The sequence below is a fragment of the Rhizomicrobium sp. genome (genome assembly GCA_037200985.1).
Classification (GTDB): Bacteria; Pseudomonadota; Alphaproteobacteria; order Micropepsales; family Micropepsaceae; genus Rhizomicrobium.
In genome coordinates, this window is the sequence record JBBCGJ010000001.1 from 1,809,332 (window position 1) to 1,830,847 (window position 21,516).

Sequence of the window (21,516 nt, forward strand, 5' to 3'; positions counted from 1 at the left end):
GACACATGTGCCGACGTCGGCAGGTCTTCTTCACAACACCTCCCAGCAGCGTGCCTGTATCAGCTGAGTGGCCCGCATTCGCGGGCCATGACACCGTTCTGGGCTACTGCCCCTTCACGAACTCTTCGTACTGCGCCGCCGTCATCAGCTTCGCCACTTCCGACGGATCGGCGAGCTTCAGCTTGAAGAACCAGGAGGCGCCTTCCGGATCCTCATTGACCTTGGCGGGGTCTTCGACGAGCGCGACGTTGTTCGCGGTCACCTCGCCGCTGACGGGCGAATAGACGTCGCTCGCGGCCTTCACGCTTTCGACCACCGCGATCTCGCCGCCGGCGCCGACCTTGCGGCCGGCCTCGGGCAGTTCGACGAAGACCACGTCGCCGAGCTTCTCGGCGGCGAATTTGGTGATGCCGATGGTCGCCTCGTCGCCGTCGACGCGGACCCATTCGTGCTGATCGGTGAAACGGACTTCGCTCATAGGGCTCTCCGGTAGCGATGGGGGACGAAAGGCAGCGGCACGACACGCGCGGCCAAGGGCTTGCCGCGGACGATGAGGTCGAGTTCGGTGCCGTCGCCGGCAAAGGCGGTCTCGACATAGCCCATGGCGATGGGCGCGTTCAGCGAGGGGCCAAAGCCGCCGCTGGTGATCTTGCCGATGACGCGGCCGGATTTGTCGGCGATCTCGGCACCTTCGCGGGCGGGCGCCCGGCCGTCGGGACGGATCCCGACGCGCTTGCGCGGTGCGCCGTGGAACAGACGATCCATGATCGCCTCGGCGGCGGGAAAATCCTTCGCGATCTTGCGGCGCTTGGCGATGGACCAGACCAGATTGGCTTCGACCGGATCGGTGGTCTCGTCGATGTCGTGGCCGTAGAGGCAGAGGCCCGCTTCGAGGCGCAGGCTGTCGCGGGCGCCGAGACCGATGGGAAGCACTTCGGGTTCGCCGAGCAGCGCGTTGGCGACACGCTCGGCATGGATCGCGTCGATGGAGATCTCGAACCCGTCTTCGCCGGTGTAACCGGAACGGCTGACGATGGCCGGTGCGCCGGCCACCGTCGCACGCACGACCTTCATGAAGCTGAGCCGGTCGATGCCGGGCGCATGCCGCGCCAGCACCGCGGCGGCGGCGGGGCCTTGCAGCGCCAGCAGCGCACGGTCGGGGCGCGGTTCGAGCGTCGCGATGCCGTCCAACTGCTCCGCGATATAGGCGAAGTCGCCGTCCTTGGTGCCGGCGTTGACGACGAGATAGAGCGCGCTCTCGCCCAGAAGGCGCGAAAACATGAAATCGTCCCTGATCGTGCCGCGCTCGTTGAGCAGCAGGCCGTAGCGCTGGCGGCCCTCGTTCAGGCCGGCGACGTCGGCGGGCGTGAGGCGCTCGAGGGCACGGGCCGGATCGTCGCCCGAAAGGAACGCCTGGCCCATATGCGAGACGTCGAACAGGCCGGCCTTCTCGCGGGTGTGGAGGTGTTCCTTGAGCACGCCGGCGGGGTACTGCACCGGCATGTCGTAGCCGGCGAAGGGCACCATGCGGGCGCCGAGCGCGACATGCAGCGCATGCAGCGGCGTCTGCTTCAGGGTCTGATCTTGTTCGGCCACGGACAGTCCGTATACAGAGGTTTATCCGGCGCGCCCGCGTCGCCGCGGAGCTCGCGCCCCTCTGTCATTGGGACCTGAGAGATTTCCCCGCAGGTCTTCCGTGAAGACCGGCGGATTACCCCTTCGGTGAGGACGCCGAGATGCGGCGCCCTGCTTTCCAGAAGTTCATCACCTGTCGCGGTCCTTTTGCCTGAGAGTTTCCGGGGCGGTTGCTCCTTCGGCCTTCGCCTTCGGCTACGGCCGACAGGTCGGCTTTGCACGAAGTCAAACGTCTCCCGCGAGGGATCGATTGTATGGCCGAAACGGCGCGCCATCCGGCGGGCTGTCTCGTTGCAGAGCATCATAGGGGACACGCGCGCCAAGTCAACGAAAGGCGCACCGATACGCGTCAAAAAGCGAAACGCTCACATTCTTTGCGGGACTTCGATGCCCAGGAGCGACAGGACGCGGATCAACACGTCCAGCGTCAGCCGGCACAGGCCGAGGCGGGCGGCACGCAGCGCGGCGTCCGGCTCGGAGAGAATGTGATGCTCGCCGTAGAAGCGGCTGTAGAGCTGGGCCAGCGTGAAGACATAGTCGCACAGGATGTTGGGCGCGCGCGCCTTCTCGGCCGCCGCCATCGTATCGGACAGCGCGAGAAGCTGGAGGAACAGGGCGCGCTCCTCCGGCGAGCGGATCGCCGGATCGGCGGGGGCGAAGCCCTGATCCGCCGCGCGGCGCAGGATCGACTGGATGCGGACCGCCGCGTATTGCAGATAAGGACCGGTCTTGCCTTCGAACTTGGAAAAGCGCTCGAGATCGAAGACGTAGTCCGTCAGCCGCCAGTTCGACAGGTCGGCGAATTTGAGCGTGGCGATGCCGACCTTCCTGGCGATGTCGGCGCGCTCCTCGGCGGAATAGTCCGCGCCGATGCCCTGCTCGGCCAGACGCTTCTCGGCCTCGGCCGTCACCATCGCGATCAGGTCGAACAGCTTCATCACGCCGCCGGCCCGGGTCTTGAAGGGCTTGCCGTCGACGCCGTTCATCGTGCCGAAACCGGCATGTTCCAGCGTGGCTTTCCCCGCGATGCCGGCCTTTTCGGCGGCGCGGAACACTTGCTCGAAATGCAGGCTCTGGCGCTGATCGACGACGTAGACGATGAGATCCGGATTCTGCTCGGCGACGCGGTCGATGACGGTGGCGAGGTCGGTGGTGCCGTAGAGCACCGCGCCGTCCGACTTCACCAGGATCAGCGGCGGCATCTCCTTCTTGTCGGTGCCGCGCGCGACGGGCACGACCAGCGCGCCGTCGCTCTCCACTGCGATGCCGCGAGCCTTGAGGTCGGCGACCATCGGGGCGACGAGCGGATCGACGCTGGCCTCGCCCTTCCAAAGATCGAAATGGACGTCGAGGCTGCCATATTCGCGGTCGAGGCCGACCTTGGAGACGTCGAAGAAATGCTTCCAGAGCGCGCGGTAGCCGGGACGGCCGGCCTGCAGATCAGCAGTCGCCTGACGTGCCTCGGCGAGCCTTGCCTCGTCCGCTTTGCAGGCGGCGGCGGCGGCGGGATAGAGCTCTTCGAGGTCGTCCATCGTCACCGGCGACAGGGCGGGATAGGGACCTGTGAAACTTGCGTCGAAATAGACCGGCGCGATGCCGCGATGGCCGATCTCGGAAATGAGCTGGCCCATCTGAAGGCCCCAATCGCCCAGATGGATGTCGCTGGTCGCGGTCCAGCCATTGGCGCGGAACAGCCGCTGCAGGCAGTCGCCGATGATCGCCGAGCGCAGATGGCCGACATGCATCGGCTTGGCGATGTTGGCGCCGCCGAAATCGAGCACGACGGACTTGCCGGCGCCGGTGGCGGGCGCGCCGAGCGTCGCGTCCTTCGAAAGCGCCACGCCGCGCGCGGCGAGCGCCGCGTCGGTGACATCGAGATTGATGAAGCCGGGGCCGGCGATCTCGACCTTGGCGAACAAGGGATCGGCCTTCAGACGCGCCGCGACCTTTTCCGCGATGGCGCGCGGGTTCGTCTTGGCGGCTTTCGCAGCGGCGAGCGCGCCGTTGCACTGGAATTGCGCGAGATCGGGCCGGTCGGAGCGGCTCACCTGGCCGAAGGATTCGGACAGCCCCTCGGCCGCGAACGCGGCGCCCGCGATCGCGCCCAGGTCCGAAAGCAGCGACGTCATGGGCCGAGCGGTCCGTGCGTCTTGGCGAAGTCGAGCTGTTCGCGCGTCAACTGAAGGCCGGCGAGCAGGCCGTATTCGTAAGGCTTCTTGCCGTTGGCGAAATGGATGACGGTCGACGGCACTTCCGCGGTGAAGGTGGTCGTCGCCTCGCCGGGCTGGAAGGTGAAGACCGTCGCGTAGATGTGCTTGTCGATGATCGCGGCGCCGTTCAGCATGGTGGCCAGATAATAGGGCACGGTGTAGTTCGCCGCCTCGCCGCTGGGCGCGCGCCGCGCGCGGAAGCTGAGCACGACGTCGGAATCGGTCGTGCCCTCGTCCTTGTCGAAGCTGCAATGCAGGCTCACGCCGGTCAGCTCGACGGTGTAGATCTCGCCGGACGGATCGCCCTCCATGCCCTTCTTGAAGGCGGTGAGCGAGGCGGTGTTGGCGAGCACGTTCGAGGCGGGGCACATCGCCCTTTCCTTCGCCGACTGGCAGGCGGCAAGAAGCAGAATCGAAAGCACGGCGACGCTGCGAAGAATCGGGGTCATGGAGCCACTCTAAAGTGTGTTGTGCGCGCCGTCGCACCGGGGCGCGGCGAGGCCGCGGACGAACCGGACCGTCCCCTCGGCCGAAAACGGAGATTTCTGCGCCACAAACGGCTCAGACATGACGACGCCCTTCGCTTGACTTTTGCCGGGGCCCGGCCGACTTCTCGGCGCACGGGCCTTCGAAAACGCGGCCGGACAATAGCCAAGCGGACGCTTCAGGGGAAGCACGCCGGCGGGTGGATGAACGGGCCATGGCGGTCTACACCGACGTCTCCTTCGAGGAGCTGGAATCGCTGCTGCGCGACTACGATGTCGGCCAGCCGCTGAGCTTCAAGGGCATCGCGGAAGGCGTGGAGAATACCAATTTCTACCTCCAGACCGATCGCGGCGCCTATTTCCTGACGCTTTATGAAAAGCGCGTCAGCGAGGCCGATCTGCCGTTCTTCCTGGGGCTGATGGAGCATCTGGCAGCGCGCGGCATCGCCTGCCCGCAGCCGATCCGGCGGCGCGACGGGACGCAGTGGAGCACGCTCAACGGCCGGCCGGCGGCGCTGGTGACGTTCCTGAACGGATTGTCATTGAAGCGGCCGGATGTCGCGCATTGCGCCGCGGCCGGCGCGGCGCTCGCCAAGATGCATGCGGCGGGCGCCGGCTTTGCGATCGTGCGGCCGAACGCGCTGGGGCCGGAAGGCTGGGGCGAACTGGTCGAGAAGACGGCCGAGGGCGCCGACGGGATCGAGGCGGGGCTGCGGGCGCTGATCGCGGACAGCCATCGCGACATCCTCGCGCGCTGGCCGACGGGACTGCCGGGCGGCGTGATCCATGCCGACCTGTTCCCCGACAATGTGCTGTTCATGGCCGCCGAGGTTTCGGGGCTGATCGATTTCTATTTCGCCTGCAACGATGCCTATGCCTACGATCTGGCGGTGATGCTGAACGCGTGGTGCTTCGAGACAGATGGCGGGTTCAACGTCACCAAAAGCGCGAGCCTGATCGGCGCCTATGCCCGCGAGCGCGCCTTGTCGGATGCGGAGATCGCCGCCCTGCCCGTGCTCAGCGCGGGCGCGGCGCTGCGCTTTCTCCTGACGCGGCTCTACGACCGGCTGAACCACGATCCCAATGCGCTGGTGCGGCCGAAGGATCCGCGCGATTTCTCGCGCCGCCTGCGCTTCCATATCAAGGTCAGACACGCGACGGAGTACGGATTGTGAGCAAGCCTGAGGTCGAGATGTTCACCGACGGCGCGTGCTCGGGAAATCCGGGGCCGGGCGGATGGGGCGTCATCCTGCGCGCCAAGGGCGTGGAGAAGGAATTGTCCGGCGGCGACCGCGCCACGACCAACAACCGCATGGAGATGATGGCGGCGATCCAGGGCCTGGCGGCGCTGAAGACGCCGTCGGCGATCACGCTCTATACGGATTCGCGCTATGTGCTGGACGGCGCGACGAAGTGGCTGGCGAACTGGAAGAAGAACGGCTGGAAGACCGCCGACAAGAAGCCGGTGAAGAACGACGATCTGTGGCGGCTGCTCGAGGTCGAGATGGCGCGGCACGACATCCGCTGGCAATGGGTGCGCGGGCATGACGGGCATCCGGAGAACGAGCGCGCGGATGCGCTGGCCAGAGGGGCGATACCTTAGCGCCTTTCCTCCCCCGCTGTTGCGGGGGAGGTGCCGAGCGAAGCGAGGCGGAGGGGGCCTGCGGACAGACTTCGCCCAGTCGGGCCCCCTCCACCGCTTCGCGGTCCCCCTCCCCCGCAACAGCGGGGGAGGAAATTCTTACAGCTGCCCCAGAACGTGCTCCGCGCTCGAAACCGAGAACGCGCCCGGCTCCTCGACGTTGAGTTCCTTCACCACGCCGTTGTCGACGATCATCGCATAGCGCTGGCTGCGCTTGCCCATGCCGAACTTGCTGCCGTCCATCTCCAGGCCCATCGCCTTGGTGAAGTCGCCATTGCCGTCCGCCAGCATGTGGACCTTGCCGCCGGCGTTCTGGTCCTTGCCCCAGGCGCCCATCACGAAGGCGTCGTTGACGGAAACGCAGGCGATCTCGTCGACGCCCTTGGCCTTCAGCGCGTCGAAATTCTGCACATAGCCCGGGACGTGCTTGGCCGAGCAGGTCGGGGTGAAGGCGCCCGGCAGCGCGAACACGACCACCTTCTTGCCGGCGAAGAAATCGTCGGTCTTCACGGGCTTGGGGCCGCCGTCCTGCATCTCCATCAGGGTTGCGGAAGGAACCTTGTCGCCGACATGGATGGTCATGGGTGTCTCCTGGAGGGATTGGAAAGGCAGGATGCGGGTTTTAGCCCAGCGCGAAGCGGGTCGCAAAGCCTTCCCCAAGAATGGTAGCGTTGTCCCATGGCATCGGCGCTGCACGAGCAACCCCAGGAGAAACAAGGCTTTCTGCACGGAAAGCTGCTGATCGCCATGCCCGGCATGTCCGATCCGCGCTTCGAGCAGAGCGTGATCCTGATGATCTCCCACTCCGACAGCGGGGCGATGGGGCTGATCGTCAACAAGCCGATCCCGGCGCTGGGCTTCCGCGACCTGATGCAGAAGATGGACATCGCGGTGACCGATGCGACGTCGTCCAAGCCGGTCCTGTTCGGCGGGCCGTGCGAGACCGATCACGGCTATGTGCTGCACGGTCCGGAGCGCAGCAGCCGGCAATCGACCCTGCCGGTGTCGACGGACATCCTGCTGACGCCGACCGTGGACATGCTGCGCGCCATCGCCGACGGGCGCGGGCCGGAGCGCTGGCTGATGGCGCTCGGCTATGCCGGCTGGGGACCGGGGCAGGTCGAGAGCGAGATCGTCGCGAACGGATGGATCCATTGCGACCCCGATGCCGGCCTGGTGTTCGACGCCGAGGCCGACGACAAATGGCGGCTCGCCTTCGGCAAGCTGGGCGCGGGATTGTCGGGACTGTCGTCGGAAGCGGGACGGGCGTAGAGACCCGATCGCCGTCAATTGAAAAATTCCAGATTGTCATTCCCGCGAAGGCGGGAATCCAGTCTTGGCGGATCGCCGGTCCCCTGGATGCCCGCCTTCGCGGGCATGACATTTTTTGGGAATGCTTACGACGCCGCGTCGCGCGGCTGGCCGCCGAAATGGAGCGCGATGTATTGGAGGGCCTGGGGCGAGGGCAGCGGCTGCGAATAGTAGAACCCCTGGCCGAATTCGCAGCCCAGCGCCTCCAGCCATTGCGCGTCGCGCCCCGTCTCCACGCCCTCGACGACCACGGTGCGCTTGAGGCTTTGGGCCAGCGCGATGATCGATTTCAGGATGGTCTCGCCGTCGGCCGCCGCGTCGGCGCTGGCGTGGCGGGCGAGGAAGCTCTGGTCGATCTTGATGGTGTCGAAGGGCAGCGTCTTGAGCTGGCCGAGGCTCGACACGCCGGTGCCGAAATCGTCGATCGAGATGCCGGCGCCCAGCGCGCGGCAGCGCTCCAGCGCGGCGCGCACGTCCTGGTTGGCGGCGACCGTGCTCTCGGTCACTTCGAGCTTGAGCGTGCCGGGCGCGATGGTGCCGTTGTGCAAAAGGGCGCCCAGGAAGACGGCGAAATCCTCGTCGCGCAACTGACGGCGCGAGACATTGACGCTGACGAAGAGCGGCGGATCCAGCGGGAAGAAGCGCTGCCAATGCGCCATCTCATGCGCCGCGCGCTCCAGCGCGAAGCGTCCGAGCGCAACGATGGTGCCGGTCTCCTCCGAATGGGCGATGAAATCGGCCGGCGAGACCAGGCCGCGGGTCGGATGGTTCCAGCGCAGCAAAGCCTCGAAGCCGGCGACGGTGTTGTCGGACAGCCGGACGATGGGCTGATAGTAGAGGTCGAGCTGGTCGTCCTCGATGGCGCGGCGCAGATCGGTCTCCAGCGCCACGGCGTCGCCCGGTGCCAGTTCCTCCAGCTCGCGGGAATAGACCCGCATGCAGGTGCCGCCGGCGCGCTTGGCCTGCAGCAGCGCCAGTTCGGCATTCTTGAGCAGGTCGAGCGGATCGCGCGCGCCCTGCGCGACGCCGATGCTGGCCGGCGCGAAGACGTTGCGGCCGTCGCGGGCATAGGGCGCGGCGCAGACTTCGAGCAATTCGTTGCCGATCGAGGCCGGCTCGCCGGCCGCCTCGGCGAACAGGACCGCAAAGGCATCGCCGCCGACACGGAAAACCTCGGCCACGCCGTCGAAGCGCTTGGCGACGCGGTCGGCGACCTGGGTCAGGAGTTCGTCGCCGCCGGCATCGCCCAGGCTGGCGTGGATCTGCTTGAAGCGGTCGATGTCGAGCAGCGCGAAGGTGACGCCGGAGAGACGCGGGCCGAGCCGCTCCAGCTCCTCCATCAGCGCGACGCGGTTGCCGAGCCCGGTGAGCGGATCGCGCAGCGTGCGCTGCAGGAGATCGGCCTCGGTCTCCTTGCGGGTGGTGACGTCGGCCATGAGGCCGAGGCAGCGCTCCGACGGGCCCCGCTCGCCCTGCATCGTGGCGCGCAGTTCGAGCCAGGCGTAACGGCCGCTCTCGCTCTTGACGCGGAATTCTACGCGGAAGGCGATGCCGGGATGGCTGCGGTAATCGTCGAGCGCCTGGGCATAGGTCTCGCGATCGTCGGGATGGATGCGCTCCATCCAGTCGCCATGGGCGACGCGGGCGCTGGCCTGCGGCAGGCCGATCAGGATGGCGGCCTCGCGGCTGAGCTTCACGACCTCGCTGTCGAAATCGAGGTCGAACACGCCCTGATGCGAGGCGCCGATGGCCTGGAGCGCGGTGCTGGTGAAGCCGCCGCCGACGGGGGCCTCGCGCGGCGGGACTTCGGGATCGGCGTCGGGATGGGCGGCGACGGACTGGAAGGGCAATACGGCGATGCCCTCCCCCGCCGCGACGGCCAGCGCGAGCAGGAGCGCGCCGGCGGCGGCGAAACCGCCGGCGGCGGAGGTCGCCCAGGAATCGCCGGCATTGTTCATCGTGGCGACGGCGGAGGCGAACACGACGAGCGAGAAGACCAGCGCGCTGGGGGCCGCGACGCGCGCCGCCTGGGCGCCCAGTCTTCCGCGATAGACGAGATAGGCGGCGATGGCCGGCGTGCCGAGGACGACGAGCGTGTCGGCGAGCACCGCCGCGCCGGGAATGCCGAACCAGGCGAGGATGCCGATCAGGCAGACCGCGGCCAGGGTCAGGCGGAACCGGCGCACTTGGCGCGGCCACAGATCGTGCAGCGGCACGATGGCGTCGGCGAGCATGGCGCCGGCGGCGAGGGAGAATCCCGCCATCATCGCCATCAGGCCATAGGGCCCGCCGACCGCGGTGGCGAGGCTGGCGTCGAACAGACCGGTCTCGGAGAGGCGCTCGAGCAGGATCATGATGAGCGCGATGGCGGCCCAGCGCGCCGGGGCGTGGCCGAGGGTCACCGCGAGGCCGGCGACCAGCAACGCCGCGGCCGCGATCACCGCCCACACGGCGGTGGTGAAGATCGCAAGCTGGCGGTTGTGGCCGGCGAGCGCCGGCTCGGTCCAGGCGAGCAGCGCCGGCGGCTCGGCGGCGTTGGCGATCTCCACCGCGATGGCGACCGAAGTCGCGGGCGGGACGATGACGCGGAAGGCGCGGCGGCCATAGGCGCTCAGATGGCCGATATCGACCAGCGAATCCGAACTGGCGACGCCCAGGATGGCGGGGCGCGTCGGACGCGGCAGCAGGCGGAAGCTGACGCTCTGCGGCTGCGCGGCCTGGAGCACGCGCGCCGAGGGACGGATCGAGGAATTCGTGGCGGTGAAGATGTACCAGGCCGTTCCGCTCGGCTCGGCCTTGCCCGAGGGTGCGTGATAGGGGGCGAGCGCGTCGGAGACCTCGACCACGCCCTCGGGCCCGGCGAAATCGATCGACGGCCGCGCCGGCGCCGGCGGCGCGGCGGCGAGCGCCGCCGCGAGCACGGCCCACAGGGCGGCGATGAAGGCGAATCGTTTCATCGCCACGTTATTGTCATGGCCCACGAATACGGGCCACCCAGGTGACGCGAATTTCGATTCGCGCAGGACGAAATATCGAGCGTCTGAAAACAATTCCAGGCAGTCATTCTCGCGAAGGCAGGAATCCAGGTTTGGCGACCCGCCCAGTCACTGGATGCCCGTCCATACGCTGTCGCTATGGACCGCGGGCATGACAGAACGGATTGATCCAGATCCTTCACGCCGGCTTCATTTCGTCGGCGAGGAGGGCGAAGAGGACGTGGTCGCGCCATTCGCCGTTGATCTGCAGATAGCGCAGCGCCAGCCCCTCCTGCCGGAACCCGGCCTTGCTGAGGAGGTTGCGCGAGGGCTGGTTCGAAGGAAGACACGCCGCCTCGATCCGGTGCAGGCCGAGCGTGCCGAAGACGAAAGGCAGAAGGGCGCGCACCGCGTCGTACATGTAGCCCTGGCGCGCGAAGCGCTCGCCGACCCAGTAGCCCAGCGCGCAGCATTGCGTGACGCCGCGGCGGACATTCGACAGCGTGCAGCCGCCCATCAGCGCGTCGTCCTCGTGGCGGAAGACGAAGAAGGCGTAGGCGCCGTCCAGCCGCGCCTCCTTCTGGTAGCGCTTGATGCGGCGGCGGAAGGCGCCCTTGGTGAGCTCGTCGCTCGCCCAGACCGGCTCCCAGGGTTCGAGGAAGGCGCGGCTCTCGCCGCGCAGCCGCGCCCAGGCCGGAAAGTCGGCCATGCGCGGATAGCGCAGATAGACCGCGCCCGCCTTGATCACCGGCTGCTGGCCGCCCGGGAAGGTCAGGCCCCGCATGAACGCCATGGGGCCGGTATTCATTCCGCGGCACGAAGCGCGGTTCCGAAGCGTCGCGCGAAAGTGTCGTGGGATTCGAGCTTGCCGATCGGGCCGATGGCCGCGATCGCCGGATCGGCGGCCGCCATCACGCGCGCGCCGAAGCGGCGCACCGCGGCGGCGTCGACGGCGTCGAGCCTGGCAGTCAGTTCCTCGATCGAGAGCACGCGGCCATGGGAGAACATGTGGCCGGCGATCTGCTCGGCGCGCTGGCCGGGACGTTCGAGACCCATGAGCAGGCTCGATTTCATCTGCGCCTTGGCGCGGGAGACTTCGGCCTCGCTCGCGGTGGCGGCGAGGTTCTCCATCTCGCCGGCGATGACGGCGGAGATCTCGCCCGCCTCGGCCTCGCCGGTGCCGGTGTAGATGCCGATGGTGCCGGAATCCTTCGAAGCCTGGGCGAAGGCGGAGATCGCGTAGCACAGGCCGCGCTTCTCGCGCGCCTCCTGGAACAGGCGCGAGGACATGCCGCCGCCGAGCGCGGTGACATAGACCTGGGCGACGTAGAAATCCTCGTCCGTCACCGACACGCCGGGCAGCGCATAGGCGATGTGGGCCTGTTCGAGATCCTCTTCGACGCGGATATCGCCGCCGGCATAGCGCGCGGGCAGCGGCGGCGGCGTGGGGCCGGAGCGCAGCCCGGCGAATTTCTCCGCGACCAGCTTCACCATCTCATCGTGGTTGACGGCGCCCGAGGCGACGAAGGTCATCCCGCCGGCGCAATAGTTCGCGTTCGAATAGGTGCGCAGATGATCCTGCGTGAAGGCGCTGACGCTTTCGACCGAGCCCAGGATCGGCCAGCCGATCGGCTGGTCGGGATAAGTCACCGATTGCAGATGGTCGAAGATGATGTCGTCGGGCGTGTCGGCGGCCTGGCCGATCTCCTGCAGCACGACATGGCGCTCGCGCTCCAACTCGCCCGGCTCGAAGGTCGGGTTGATCAGGATGTCGGCGAGGAGGTCGATGCCGAGCGGCACGTCGGGCTTTAGCACGCGGGCGTGGAACGCGGTCTGCTCGCGGCTGGTATAGGCGTTGAGATAGCCGCCGACGGCTTCGATCTCTTCGGCGAGGTCGCGGGCGCTGCGCGTGGTCGTGCCCTTGAACGCCATATGCTCGAGCATATGGCTGACGCCCATGAGCGGGCGGGTCTCGTTGCGGCTTCCCGCATCGACCCAAACCCCCAGCATCGCGCTCTGAAGCTGCGGCATGGGGTCAGTCACAACGGTCAAGCCGTTGGAAAGTCTTGTGATTTCAGGTTTCATAGACCCAGCTTAGACTCGATATGAGCCCTAACCAAGGCCTTGACGTTGGGCAATATTTCGAAGCTTTCGGGGCGGTCGAGCAGGCCTTTGAGGCGCGCCGGGACCGGCGGCCGGGCGCCGGTGGCTTTGGCGACGGCGTCGGGGAATTTCGCGGGGTGGGCGGTCGAGAGGACGACGACGTCATGCTGTTTCGCCTCCCACCAGGGCAGCGCTGCGGCCAGGGCGACGGCGGTGTGGGGATCGAGGATCTCGCCGAAGTCGCGCCTGGCGCGCGCCATGGTCTCAAGCGTCAGCGCGTCGTCGCAGGCAAAGGCAGTATAGCGGGTGCGGAGCGCTGCGAGGACGTCCGGCCGAATGGCAAGTTGGCCGTCGCGCGCGAAAGCGGCCATCGCTTCGCGCAGCCATGCGGAGTCGCGGTTCGAGGCCTCGAACAGGGCGCGCTCGAAATTGCTGGCGACCTGGATGTCCATCGACGGGCTGAGCGAGGCGTGCACCGCGCCGCGGGCATAGACGCCGTCGTTCAGGGCGCGCGCGAGGATGTCGTTGGCGTTGGTGGCGATGACGAGCTTCTCGATGGGAAGGCCCATGCGCATCGCGGCCTCGCCGGCGAAGACGTCGCCGAAATTGCCGGTCGGCACGACGAAGACGCTAGCCCCGCCGATCCGCGAGGCGGTGAAGTAGTAGACCGCCTGCGCCGCGATGCGGGCGAAATTGATCGAATTGACGGCGGTGAGCGAGATCGCGTTCGCGAAATCGGTATCGGCGAACAGCGCCTTCACCAGGCTCTGCGCGTCGTCGAAAGTGCCTTCGAGCGCGATGTTGTGGATGTTGGCGTGGGACGCCGTGGTCATCTGGCGGCGCTGGACCTCGCTGACGCGGCCCAAAGGATGCAGGACGAAGACGTCGATGTTGGGAAGCCCGCCGAGCGCGGCGATGGCCGCCGAGCCGGTGTCGCCCGAGGTCGCGACGACGACGGTCGCCCTGCCCCCGCGCCGCTGCAGCGCCCGCGCGAAGAGCCGGCCGAGGACCTGGAGCGCCAGGTCCTTGAAGGCGAGCGTGGGGCCGTGGAACAGCTCGAGCAGGTGCAGGCCCGGCGCCAGCGTCTTGAGCGGCACAATGGCGGGATCGTCGAACTCCGCATAGGCGGCCGTCACGTCGGCGTGGATCTCGTCGCGGCGGAAGGAGCCGCCGGCGAAACGGAAGAGGATTTCGGTGGCGACCGCGATGTAGTCGGTGTTGCCGCGCAGGTCGGCGGTCTCGGCGGCGGATAGGCGTGGCCATGCTTCCGGCAGATAGAGCCCGCCATCCGGCGCCAGGCCGGCGAGCAGCACGTCGGCGAAGCTCGCGCCCGGGGCCTCTCCCCGCGTGCTGATGTAGTCGGGCGCGTCGCTCACGGCTTCTTTCCGAATGTCAGCCTTCCGGCCGAGACATGATAGGCGATGTAGACCGCCAGGAGTCCCGCCGCCATCAGGAACCAGGTGATGGCGTATTGCAGATGCTCGTTGCGGAAGGTCACGACGGTCTGGCCGCCCCGCGGCCAGCCGCCGGGATTGGGCGTCGCATCGGCCTCGATCAGCGCGGGGGCGGACAGCCTGACGCCGAGATTCCTGGCGATGGCGGCGGTGTCGCGGTCGAACCAGATGCGGGATTTGAGGTCGGGCTGGGGCGTGAAGGCGCCGCCGGTGTCGGGGGCGCGCCAGACGCCGACGAGCTTCGTCTCGCCCGCGACGACGCCGCGCGGGCGGGTCGCGGGATCGCGCAGGTCGCGCGGGACGATGCCGCGATCCACCAGGAGCTCGCGGCCGTCATCGGTCTGGAACGGCACGACGACGTGGAAGACCGGCGCGCCCTCGACGCCGATACCGAAGATGTAGGCCTCCTTCGCATTGTCGAAGCGCCCCGCGAGGGCGACGCGGCGGTATTCCGCCTTCGGGCCCAGAGCGAGGATGCGGTCCAGCGGCAGCGGCGGCGCGGTGAGGTTGCGATTCACCTGCTCGATCAGGGCGAGCTTCCATTGCAGCCGCTGAAGCTGCCAGACGCCCAGCCCGATCAGCAGCGCCAGCAGGATCGCGGCGGCGACGGTGATGCCGGGAAGCGGACGGAAACGCATTTTTCGACCTCTCCCGCAAGCGGGAGAGGTTGTCGGAGCGCGCCCGCTCACCCTTCCAGCCGCCCCTCGCCGGCCTTGTGGCGGTACTGCAGGACGAGGAGCGCGGATTTGGTGAGGCGCAGGAAGACGACCGTCAGGAGCGCGATCAAGGGCGCCCAGAGCACGGCATGGACCCAGAGCGGCGGCTGGAAGGTGAACTCGGTCCATAGCGCGAGGCCGCAGACGATGGCGCCGACCACCAGGATGACCAAGGCCGCCGCGCCGTCGCCGACGTCGAATTCCTTGAAATCCTGGCCGCAAACCGTGCAGGCCGGCGCGATGTTGAGATAGCCGTCGAACAGCTTGCCCTGGCCGCAGCGCGGACACCGGCCCAGCAGGCTCGCCCGCAGCGTGCTGGGTGCGGTCATGCCATCAGCCGGCAATGACCGGCCCGGCGCCCCAGACATAGATGCAGGCGAACAGGAACAGCCACACCACGTCGACGAAGTGCCAGTACCAGGCGGCCGCCTCGAACCCGAAATGCCGGGTCGTGGTGAACTGGCCCGCGATGGCGCGGAACAGGCACACGGCCAGGAAGATCGTGCCGATGATGACATGCAGGCCGTGGAAGCCCGTCGCCATGAAGAAGGTCGAGCCGTAGATCGCGCCGAGGTCGCCGCCGCCGGCGATCAGCGCCTTGGACGCCGGGGTGATCAGGTTGATCACCGGATTGAGGTTCGACGCCGCGAGGTTGATATGCGCCTGATCGGTGAAGGCCGTCAGCGCCGCGCCGTTGAAGCCGAAAGTGAAGGGCGCATGGGCGTATTCATAGGCCTGCACGCAGGTGAAGGAGGCGCCGAGCAGGACGGTGATGACGAGGCCCTGGATCGAACCCTTGCGGTCGCCGTGCTGGATGGCGTGATGCGCCCAGGTCACCGTGGTGCCCGAGGTCAGGAGGATCAGCGTGTTGAGCAGCGGAAAGTGCCAGGGATCGAGCGTCACGATGCCCGAAGGCGGCCAGGAACCGATCGAGACGTCGTTGAAGAAGATCGCCGAATTGAAATAGGCCCAGAACCAGGCGACGAAGAACATCACCTCGGAGGCGATGAACAGCAGCATGCCGTAGCGCAGGTTCAGCTTCACGATGGGCGTGTGCTGGTGGCGATAGACCGACTCCGCCACCACGTCGCGCCACCATCCCGCCATGGTGAAGAGCACCAGGAACAGGCCGATGGCGAAGATCCAGGGCGTGCCGTTCACCGGCAGGCCGAAGAAGCCGGTGTAGTCCGCGTTCATCCAGAACACGGCGCCGATCAGCATCGTGAAGGCGGCGATCGAGCCGACGATCGGCCAGGGACTCGGATCGACGAGATGGTAGTCGTGCTTGACCTCTGAATCGGCCATCTTGAAACCCTCTCCTACGGGTGAACCCGCACCAGCGTCATGACGTAGAACAAAACAACCAGCGCGCCCAGCGTCAGGGCCAGCGCGATGTTGCGCCGGCGCCTGGCCTTGTCGCCCTTCTCGTCCACCGCGGTCACAGCCATGACGCGAAGGCCGCGATATGCGCCAGGCGCTCGACGATCAGCGAGGCGAATAGCGCGAACATATAGATCAGCGAAACGCGGAACAGCCGGTGCGCGGCGGGTTCCTTGACCGCGTCGCGCTCGAAGAACACGGCGACGGCCTCGACCGCGAACCAGGCGCCGATGCCGGCGGCGGCGGCGAGATAGACCGGGCCGGCCGTGCCGATGGCGGCGGGCAGGAGGCCGAGCGGGACCAGGACGGCGGTGTAGGCGAGGATCTGGCGGCGGGTCGAGGTCTTGCCGCGCACCACGGGCATCATCGGCACGCCGGCGCGGGCGTAATCCTCGGAACGCCACAGCGACAGCGCCCAGAAATGCGGCGGCGTCCACAGGAAGATGATCGCGACGAGAAGGACCGGTGCCAGCGACAGATCGCCGGTCACCGCGGCCCAGCCGATGGCGGGCGGCAGCGCGCCGGCGAGGCCGCCGATCACGATGTTCTGCGGCGTGCGGCGCTTCAGCCAGAGCGTATAGATGCCGACATAGACGAAGATCGTGAAGGCCAGCAGGGCGCAGGCCGTGAAATTCACGAACAGGCCCATGAGCGTCACGGCGGCGACGCTGAGCGTCCAGCCGAAGCCGAGCGCCTCGCCCGGCGCGATGCGGCCCATCGGGATCGGCCGCGTCGCGGTGCGCGCCATCACGCGGTCGATATCGGCGTCATAGGCCATGTTCAGCGCGCCCGAGGCGCCCGCCGCGACCGCGATGCAGAGCAGCGCGACGAAGCCGGTCATCAGGTCGATATGCCCCGGCGCCGCGACCAGGCCGGCCAACCCTGTGAAGATCACGAGCGACATCACCCGCGGCTTCAGCAGCGCGAAATAGTCGCCGACGGTGGCGACGCGCATGGTGTCGTAGGTGGAGACGAGAGCCATCAGTGTCCCTTTCCTCCCCCGCTGTTGCGGGGGAGGTGCCGAGCGAGCACTTCGCGAGCGAAGCGGAGGGGGCCCGCCCAGTCGGACCCCCTCCACCGCTTCGCGGTCCCCCTCCCCCGCAACAGCGGGGGAGGAAATGAATCGTGCAGGCTCGACACAGAATTTCTCACGTGATCTTCGGCAGCTCGTTGAACTGGTGGAAGGGCGGCGGCGAGGGCAGCGTCCATTCCAGCGTGGTCGCGTAGGGACCCCACGGATTGTCGCCGGCGACACGCTTCTTGATGAAGGCCTCGGCCAGCATGGTCAGGAACACCAGCACGCCCAGGCCGGCGATGAAGGCGCCGATCGAGGAGACGTAGTTCCAGCCCGCGAAGGCCTCCGGATAGTCCGCATAGCGGCGCGGCATGCCGGCGAGGCCCAGGAAGTGCTGCGGGAAGAAGGCGATGTTCACGCCGACGAAGGTGATCCAGAAGTGCAGCTTGCCGAGCGTCTCGTTGTACATGTAGCCGCTCATCTTCGGGAACCAGAAGTAGAAGCCGGCGAAGATCGTGAACACGGCGCCGAGACTGAGCACGTAGTGGAAATGCGCCACGACGTAATAGGTGTCCTGCAGCACGACGTCGACGCCGGCATTGGCCAGCACCACGCCGGTCACGCCACCGACGGTGAAGAGGAACACGAAGCCCACCGCCCACAGCATCGGCGTCTTGAATTCGAGGCTGCCGCCCCACATCGTCGCGATCCAGGAGAATATCTTGATGCCGGTCGGCACCGCGATGACCATGGTCGCGAAGACGAAATAGGCCTTGGTGTCGACGGAGAGGCCCACCGTGTACATGTGGTGCGCCCAGACCAGGAAGCCGATGAAGCCGATCGCCACCATCGCATAAGCCATGCCGAGATAGCCGAACACCGGCTTCTTGGCGAAGGTCGAGATGATGTGGCTGATCATGCCGAAGCCGGGAAGGATCAGGATGTACACTTCCGGGTGGCCGAAGAACCAGAACAGATGCTGATAGAGGATCGGATCGCCGCCGCCGGCCGGATTGAAGAACGACGTGCCGAAATGGCGGTCGGTGAGCAGCATGGTGATCGCGCCGGCGAGGACGGGCAGCGACAGCAGCAGCAGGAACACCGTCACCAGGATCGACCACACGAACAGCGGCATCTTGTGCAGGGTCATGCCCGGCGCGCGCATGTTGAAGATGGTGGTGATGAAGTTGATGGCGCCGAGGATCGAGGAGGCGCCCGCGATGTGCAGCGAGAAGATCGCCAGATCCATCGCCGGCCCAGGCGAGCCATAGGTCGAGAGCGGGGCGTAGAGCGTCCAGCCGCCGCCGACGCCGGTGCCACCCGAGTCGCCTTCGACGAACATCGAGAGCACCAGGAGCGCGAAGGAGAACGGCAGCAGCCAGAACGAGATGTTGTTCATGCGCGGGAACGCCATGTCGGGCGCGCCGATCATGAGCGGCACCAGCCAGTTGCCGAAGCCGCCGATCATCGCCGGCATGATCATGAAGAACACCATGATCAGGCCGTGGCCGGTCACGAAGACATTGAAGGTGTGCGGGTCCTTGAAGATCTGAAGGCCCGGCTCCATCAGCTCGGCCCGCATGAACATCGACAGCGTGCCGCCGATGATCCCCGCGCAGATCGCGAAGATCAGGTACATCGTGCCGATGTCCTTGTGGTTCGTCGAATAGACGAAGCGGCGCCAGCCGGTCGGATGACCGTGGGCATGGTCGTCGGCAGCGTGGGCGAGATCAGCCATGGACTCTGTCCTTGTTACTTCGCCGCCAGACGCGCGGGTTCACCCGCGTCGGCGATCGGAGAATAGACCTTGGTGTTCTTCTTGGCGGCGGCGAGCCAGGCGGCGAAATCGGCGTCCGACACGACCTTGACCTCGATCGGCATGAAGTCGTGGTTGGGGCCGCAGAGCTCGGAGCACTCGCCGTAGAAGGTACCGGTCCGCGTCGCCAGGAACCAGGTGTGGTTCAGCCGGCCGGGGATGGCGTCCATCTTCACGCCGAACTGCGGCACCGCCCAGGAATGGATGACGTCGGCGCCCGTGGTCTCGACCTCGACGACCTTGTTGACCGGGACGACCAGGACGTTGTCGACGCCGAGCAGGCGCGGCTCGCCGGCCTTCTTGGCGGCGTCGTCGTTCAGGGGATTGGAGTCGTAGGTCAGGTTGCTGGCCGGGTACTGATAGGTCCAATACCACTGCTTGCCGATGGCGCGGATCTTGAGATCGGGCTTGGGAATGTCCGCCTCGAAATAGAGCAGCTTGAAGGACGGCACCGCGATGATCACCAGGATGATCACCGGCGCGATCGTCCAGACCACTTCGAGCAGCGAGTTGTGGTGCGTCTTGCTGGGGACCGGATTGGCCTTGGCGTTGTAGCGCAGGACGATCCAGACCAGGAGCGCCAGCACGAAAATGCAGATCGCCACGATGATGTAGACCAGCAGGGTGTGGAAGCTCTCGATCCGCTCCATCACCGGCGAGGCGGCCGGCTGCATGCCGAGCTGGTAGTTGTAGGGCAAAGCCAAGGCGGAACTGGCCCAGGCCAACGCCCCCGCGACGACGCCAGCGCCGATGCCGGTTTTTCTCAAGGACATGAGGCCTTCCTCACAAAATAAGCCGGCGGGGCGTCTGAAACCCCCGCTTTCAGATTCTTGGCGGCGATTTAGAGGCGCTAAGCCCCTAAAGTCATTGCGACCTTCTGGCACGGGGTGGGTCCGGAGGGGCCTGCGGCGGGGCGTCCCGATCCATGGGCAAGGCCCGGCAAAAGCACCTATATGTATAAGCCAGCGAAAACACGCGTTTTGGAGCCCGACATGACAGACGACCTCTTCTTCTCCCGCACCGGCATGGACCGCGACCGGGTGCTCGGCACCGTGGGCGAGGCGCTGAAGGGAGCCGATGACGGCGAGTTGTTCCTGGAATTCCGCCAAAGCGAATCGTTCTCCTTCGACGACGGGCGGCTGAAGGCGGCCTCGTTCGACACCACCCAGGGCTTCGGCCTGCGCGCCGTGGCCGGCGAGGCCACCGGCTATGCCCACGCCACCGACCTCTCCGAGGAGGCGATCAAGCGCGCCGCCGACACCGTCCGGGCGGTCGCCCGCGGCCATGGCGGCACGGTGGCGCTGGCCCCGGCACGCACCAATCGCAAGCTTTATACGGATATCGACCCGCTCGGCAGCGCCGGTTTCGAGACCAAGGTCAAGCTGCTGGAGGACATGAATGCCTACGCCCGCGACAAGGACAGCCGGGTGCGGCAGGTGTCCTGCCACCTCTCGGGTGAGTGGCAGCAGGTGGAGATCGTGCGGGCCGACGGCTCGATCTATCGCGACATCCGACCCCTGGTGCGGATCGACGTGTCGGTCGTGGCGGAACAGGACGGAAGGCAGGAGTCGGGGCATTTCGGCGGCGGCGGGCGCGGCGACTACGCGACCTATCTGACGGCGGACTACTGGCACGCGGCGGTGGACGAGGCGCTGCGCCAGGCGCTGGTCAACCTGGAATCGATCCCGGCGCCGGCCGGCGAGATGACCGTGGTGCTCGGCCCGGGCTGGCCCGGCATCCTGCTGCATGAGGCGATCGGCCACGGACTGGAAGGCGACTTCAACCGCAAGGGCACGAGCGCCTTCGCCGGCCTGCTCGGCGAACGCGTCGCGGCGCCGGGCGTGACGGTGGTGGACGACGGCACGATCGAGGGCCGGCGCGGCTCGCTGTCGATCGACGACGAGGGCACGCCGACCTCGCGCACCGTGCTGATCGAGGACGGCATCCTGAAAGGCTATATGCAGGACCGGCAGAACGCCCGGCTGATGGGCGTGGCGCCCACCGGCAACGGGCGGCGGCAATCCTATGCCAGCCAGGTCATGCCGCGCATGACCAACACCTACATGCTGGGCGGCAAGACCGATCCGGGCGAGATCCTGGCCAGCGTCAAGAAGGGCATCTATGCGCGCAATTTCGGCGGCGGGCAGGTCGACATCACCAACGGCAAATTCGTGTTCTCCTGCACCGAGGCCTATCTGGTCGAGGACGGCAAGCTCGGCGCGCCGATCAAGGGCGCGACGCTTATCGGCAGCGGGCCGGAGGCGCTGACGCGGGTGAAGATGGTCGGCAACGACATGAAACTCGACTCGGGCGTGGGCACTTGCGGCAAGAACGGCCAGAGCGTGCCGGTCGGCGTCGGCCAGCCGACCCTTAGGCTCGACGGGCTGACGGTCGGTGGGACGGCGCAGGCCGCGTGATGATCTTCAAGATCGCGACGGCGGCGGATTGGGCCGCCGCGGAGCGCGCCAGCCGGTTCGACGGTTCGGCGCACGACAAGGCGGACGGGTTCATCCATTTCTCGACCGCGTCGCAGCTCGCCGAGACGCTGCGGCTCTACTATGCGGGCGTGAATGACATCCTGCTCATCGCGGTGGACGAGGCGGCGCTGGGGCCGGCGCTGAAATGGGAGCACGCGCCGTCGCGCGGCGAGGACTTTCCGCATCTCTTCGGGCCGCTGCCGCTGACGGCGGTGCACTGGGCCCGACCGATCGGGCGGGACGCGCAGGGGACGGCGGTCATTCCCAGCCTTGCTTGAATGCGCAAGGGCCTGCGCA

General features: G+C 67.3%; 21 protein-coding genes and 1 riboswitch. Of the genes, 5 read left to right on the top strand and 16 right to left on the bottom strand.

Annotation, left to right across the window (positions count from 1 at the left end; all coding sequences use genetic code 11):
• Positions 1-103: 103 nt before the first annotated feature.
• From gcvH to WDN01_08770, 4 genes are all read right to left on the bottom strand, one after another.
• The gene (gene gcvH / locus WDN01_08755) at positions 104-478 is read right to left on the bottom strand and encodes a glycine cleavage system protein GcvH (GenBank protein MEJ0026101.1); all 375 of its coding nucleotides are present in this window, start codon (positions 476-478) and stop codon (positions 104-106) included.
• Positions 475-1,596, bottom strand: a complete 1,122-nt coding sequence (gene gcvT, locus WDN01_08760; GenBank protein ID MEJ0026102.1) for a glycine cleavage system aminomethyltransferase GcvT — start codon at positions 1,594-1,596, stop codon at positions 475-477. Before gcvT ends, gcvH begins: the two co-directional genes overlap by 4 nt.
• 168 nt (positions 1,597-1,764) lie before the next feature.
• Positions 1,765-1,884: riboswitch (glycine riboswitch) on the bottom strand.
• A 116-nt stretch (positions 1,885-2,000) separates the two neighbouring features.
• Positions 2,001-3,764: an arginine--tRNA ligase gene (gene argS, locus WDN01_08765; GenBank protein MEJ0026103.1), complete on the bottom strand. Its 1,764-nt coding sequence runs from the start codon at positions 3,762-3,764 to the stop codon at positions 2,001-2,003.
• On the bottom strand, positions 3,761-4,294 hold the full coding sequence (locus WDN01_08770) for a hypothetical protein (GenBank protein ID MEJ0026104.1): 534 nt from the start codon (positions 4,292-4,294) through the stop codon (positions 3,761-3,763). The genes argS and WDN01_08770 overlap by 4 nt, the downstream gene beginning before the upstream one ends.
• 251 nt (positions 4,295-4,545) lie before the next feature.
• Between WDN01_08770 and thrB the strand changes: the two genes are divergently transcribed.
• Entirely contained in the window at positions 4,546-5,505 is a 960-nt protein-coding gene (gene thrB, locus WDN01_08775) for a homoserine kinase (protein ID MEJ0026105.1), read from the top strand.
• Positions 5,502-5,933 (top strand): ribonuclease HI, encoded by a 432-nt coding sequence (rnhA, locus tag WDN01_08780; GenBank protein MEJ0026106.1) that lies wholly within the window; start codon positions 5,502-5,504, stop codon positions 5,931-5,933. Before thrB ends, rnhA begins: the two co-directional genes overlap by 4 nt.
• Before the next feature lie 138 nt (positions 5,934-6,071).
• Here rnhA and WDN01_08785 read toward each other — a convergent pair whose 3' ends face one another.
• Complete coding sequence (locus WDN01_08785; protein MEJ0026107.1) at positions 6,072-6,554, bottom strand: peroxiredoxin; 483 nt, start codon at positions 6,552-6,554, stop codon at positions 6,072-6,074.
• A 96-nt stretch (positions 6,555-6,650) separates the two neighbouring features.
• Here WDN01_08785 and WDN01_08790 point away from each other — a divergent pair, with 96 nt between their 5' ends.
• Positions 6,651-7,244 carry a YqgE/AlgH family protein gene (locus WDN01_08790; GenBank protein ID MEJ0026108.1) on the top strand — a complete coding sequence of 198 codons (594 nt, stop codon included), beginning with the start codon at positions 6,651-6,653 and terminating at the stop codon, positions 7,242-7,244.
• Positions 7,245-7,369: 125 nt separating this feature from the next.
• Here the strand turns inward: WDN01_08790 and WDN01_08795 are convergent, their stop codons facing one another.
• The 11 genes from WDN01_08795 to coxB all read right to left on the bottom strand — a co-directional run bounded on the left by WDN01_08795 (position 7,370) and on the right by coxB (position 19,515).
• Complete coding sequence (locus WDN01_08795; GenBank protein ID MEJ0026109.1) at positions 7,370-10,240, bottom strand: EAL domain-containing protein; 2,871 nt, start codon at positions 10,238-10,240, stop codon at positions 7,370-7,372.
• A gap of 217 nt (positions 10,241-10,457) precedes the next feature.
• Positions 10,458-11,051 carry a GNAT family protein gene (locus WDN01_08800; protein MEJ0026110.1) on the bottom strand — a complete coding sequence of 198 codons (594 nt, stop codon included), beginning with the start codon at positions 11,049-11,051 and terminating at the stop codon, positions 10,458-10,460.
• A gap of 11 nt (positions 11,052-11,062) precedes the next feature.
• The gene (locus tag WDN01_08805; GenBank protein ID MEJ0026111.1) at positions 11,063-12,343 is read right to left on the bottom strand and encodes a pitrilysin family protein; all 1,281 of its coding nucleotides are present in this window, start codon (positions 12,341-12,343) and stop codon (positions 11,063-11,065) included.
• The gene (thrC, locus tag WDN01_08810) at positions 12,340-13,737 is read right to left on the bottom strand and encodes a threonine synthase (protein ID MEJ0026112.1); all 1,398 of its coding nucleotides are present in this window, start codon (positions 13,735-13,737) and stop codon (positions 12,340-12,342) included. The genes WDN01_08805 and thrC overlap by 4 nt, the downstream gene beginning before the upstream one ends.
• Entirely contained in the window at positions 13,734-14,453 is a 720-nt protein-coding gene (locus tag WDN01_08815) for an SURF1 family protein (GenBank protein ID MEJ0026113.1), read from the bottom strand. The genes thrC and WDN01_08815 overlap by 4 nt, the downstream gene beginning before the upstream one ends.
• Positions 14,454-14,500: 47 nt before the next feature.
• A complete protein-coding gene (locus WDN01_08820; protein MEJ0026114.1) occupies positions 14,501-14,860 on the bottom strand; it encodes a DUF983 domain-containing protein in 360 nt (119 codons plus the stop codon).
• Positions 14,861-14,864: 4 nt separating this feature from the next.
• Positions 14,865-15,836, bottom strand: coding sequence for a cytochrome c oxidase subunit 3 (locus tag WDN01_08825; GenBank protein MEJ0026115.1), 972 nt, complete (start codon positions 15,834-15,836; stop codon positions 14,865-14,867).
• Positions 15,837-15,850: 14 nt separating this feature from the next.
• The gene (locus tag WDN01_08830) at positions 15,851-15,979 is read right to left on the bottom strand and encodes a hypothetical protein (protein ID MEJ0026116.1); all 129 of its coding nucleotides are present in this window, start codon (positions 15,977-15,979) and stop codon (positions 15,851-15,853) included.
• Positions 15,970-16,893, bottom strand: coding sequence for a heme o synthase (locus WDN01_08835; protein MEJ0026117.1), 924 nt, complete (start codon positions 16,891-16,893; stop codon positions 15,970-15,972). Before WDN01_08835 ends, WDN01_08830 begins: the two co-directional genes overlap by 10 nt.
• A gap of 166 nt (positions 16,894-17,059) precedes the next feature.
• Positions 17,060-18,664, bottom strand: a complete 1,605-nt coding sequence (gene ctaD, locus WDN01_08840) for a cytochrome c oxidase subunit I (protein MEJ0026118.1) — start codon at positions 18,662-18,664, stop codon at positions 17,060-17,062.
• A 14-nt stretch (positions 18,665-18,678) separates the two neighbouring features.
• Complete coding sequence (coxB, locus tag WDN01_08845) at positions 18,679-19,515, bottom strand: cytochrome c oxidase subunit II (GenBank protein ID MEJ0026119.1); 837 nt, start codon at positions 19,513-19,515, stop codon at positions 18,679-18,681.
• Positions 19,516-19,734: 219 nt separating this feature from the next.
• On the opposite strand from coxB, the gene tldD reads away from it, so the two are divergent.
• Together tldD and WDN01_08855 are read left to right on the top strand one after the other, a co-directional pair.
• Entirely contained in the window at positions 19,735-21,159 is a 1,425-nt protein-coding gene (gene tldD, locus WDN01_08850) for a metalloprotease TldD (GenBank protein ID MEJ0026120.1), read from the top strand.
• Positions 21,159-21,497: a DUF952 domain-containing protein gene (locus tag WDN01_08855; GenBank protein ID MEJ0026121.1), complete on the top strand. Its 339-nt coding sequence runs from the start codon at positions 21,159-21,161 to the stop codon at positions 21,495-21,497. The genes tldD and WDN01_08855 overlap by 1 nt, the downstream gene beginning before the upstream one ends.
• The last annotated feature ends 19 nt before the right edge of the window (positions 21,498-21,516 follow it).

Coding starts and splice junctions, on each gene's coding strand:
- gcvH (MEJ0026101.1), bottom strand. CDS start 478: ATGAGCGAAGTCCGTTTCACCGATCAGCACGAATGGGTCCGCGTCGAC.
- argS (MEJ0026103.1), bottom strand. CDS start 3,764: ATGACGTCGCTGCTTTCGGACCTGGGCGCGATCGCGGGCGCCGCGTTC.
- WDN01_08770 (MEJ0026104.1), bottom strand. CDS start 4,294: ATGACCCCGATTCTTCGCAGCGTCGCCGTGCTTTCGATTCTGCTTCTT.
- thrB (MEJ0026105.1), top strand. CDS start 4,546: ATGGCGGTCTACACCGACGTCTCCTTCGAGGAGCTGGAATCGCTGCTG.
- WDN01_08785 (MEJ0026107.1), bottom strand. CDS start 6,554: ATGACCATCCATGTCGGCGACAAGGTTCCTTCCGCAACCCTGATGGAG.
- WDN01_08790 (MEJ0026108.1), top strand. CDS start 6,651: ATGGCATCGGCGCTGCACGAGCAACCCCAGGAGAAACAAGGCTTTCTG.
- WDN01_08795 (MEJ0026109.1), bottom strand. CDS start 10,240: ATGAAACGATTCGCCTTCATCGCCGCCCTGTGGGCCGTGCTCGCGGCG.
- WDN01_08800 (MEJ0026110.1), bottom strand. CDS start 11,051: ATGGCGTTCATGCGGGGCCTGACCTTCCCGGGCGGCCAGCAGCCGGTG.
- WDN01_08805 (MEJ0026111.1), bottom strand. CDS start 12,343: ATGAAACCTGAAATCACAAGACTTTCCAACGGCTTGACCGTTGTGACT.
- WDN01_08815 (MEJ0026113.1), bottom strand. CDS start 14,453: ATGCGTTTCCGTCCGCTTCCCGGCATCACCGTCGCCGCCGCGATCCTG.
- WDN01_08820 (MEJ0026114.1), bottom strand. CDS start 14,860: ATGACCGCACCCAGCACGCTGCGGGCGAGCCTGCTGGGCCGGTGTCCG.
- WDN01_08825 (MEJ0026115.1), bottom strand. CDS start 15,836: ATGGCCGATTCAGAGGTCAAGCACGACTACCATCTCGTCGATCCGAGT.
- WDN01_08830 (MEJ0026116.1), bottom strand. CDS start 15,979: ATGGCTGTGACCGCGGTGGACGAGAAGGGCGACAAGGCCAGGCGCCGG.
- WDN01_08835 (MEJ0026117.1), bottom strand. CDS start 16,893: ATGGCTCTCGTCTCCACCTACGACACCATGCGCGTCGCCACCGTCGGC.
- ctaD (MEJ0026118.1), bottom strand. CDS start 18,664: ATGGCTGATCTCGCCCACGCTGCCGACGACCATGCCCACGGTCATCCG.
- coxB (MEJ0026119.1), bottom strand. CDS start 19,515: ATGTCCTTGAGAAAAACCGGCATCGGCGCTGGCGTCGTCGCGGGGGCG.
- tldD (MEJ0026120.1), top strand. CDS start 19,735: ATGACAGACGACCTCTTCTTCTCCCGCACCGGCATGGACCGCGACCGG.
- WDN01_08855 (MEJ0026121.1), top strand. CDS start 21,159: ATGATCTTCAAGATCGCGACGGCGGCGGATTGGGCCGCCGCGGAGCGC.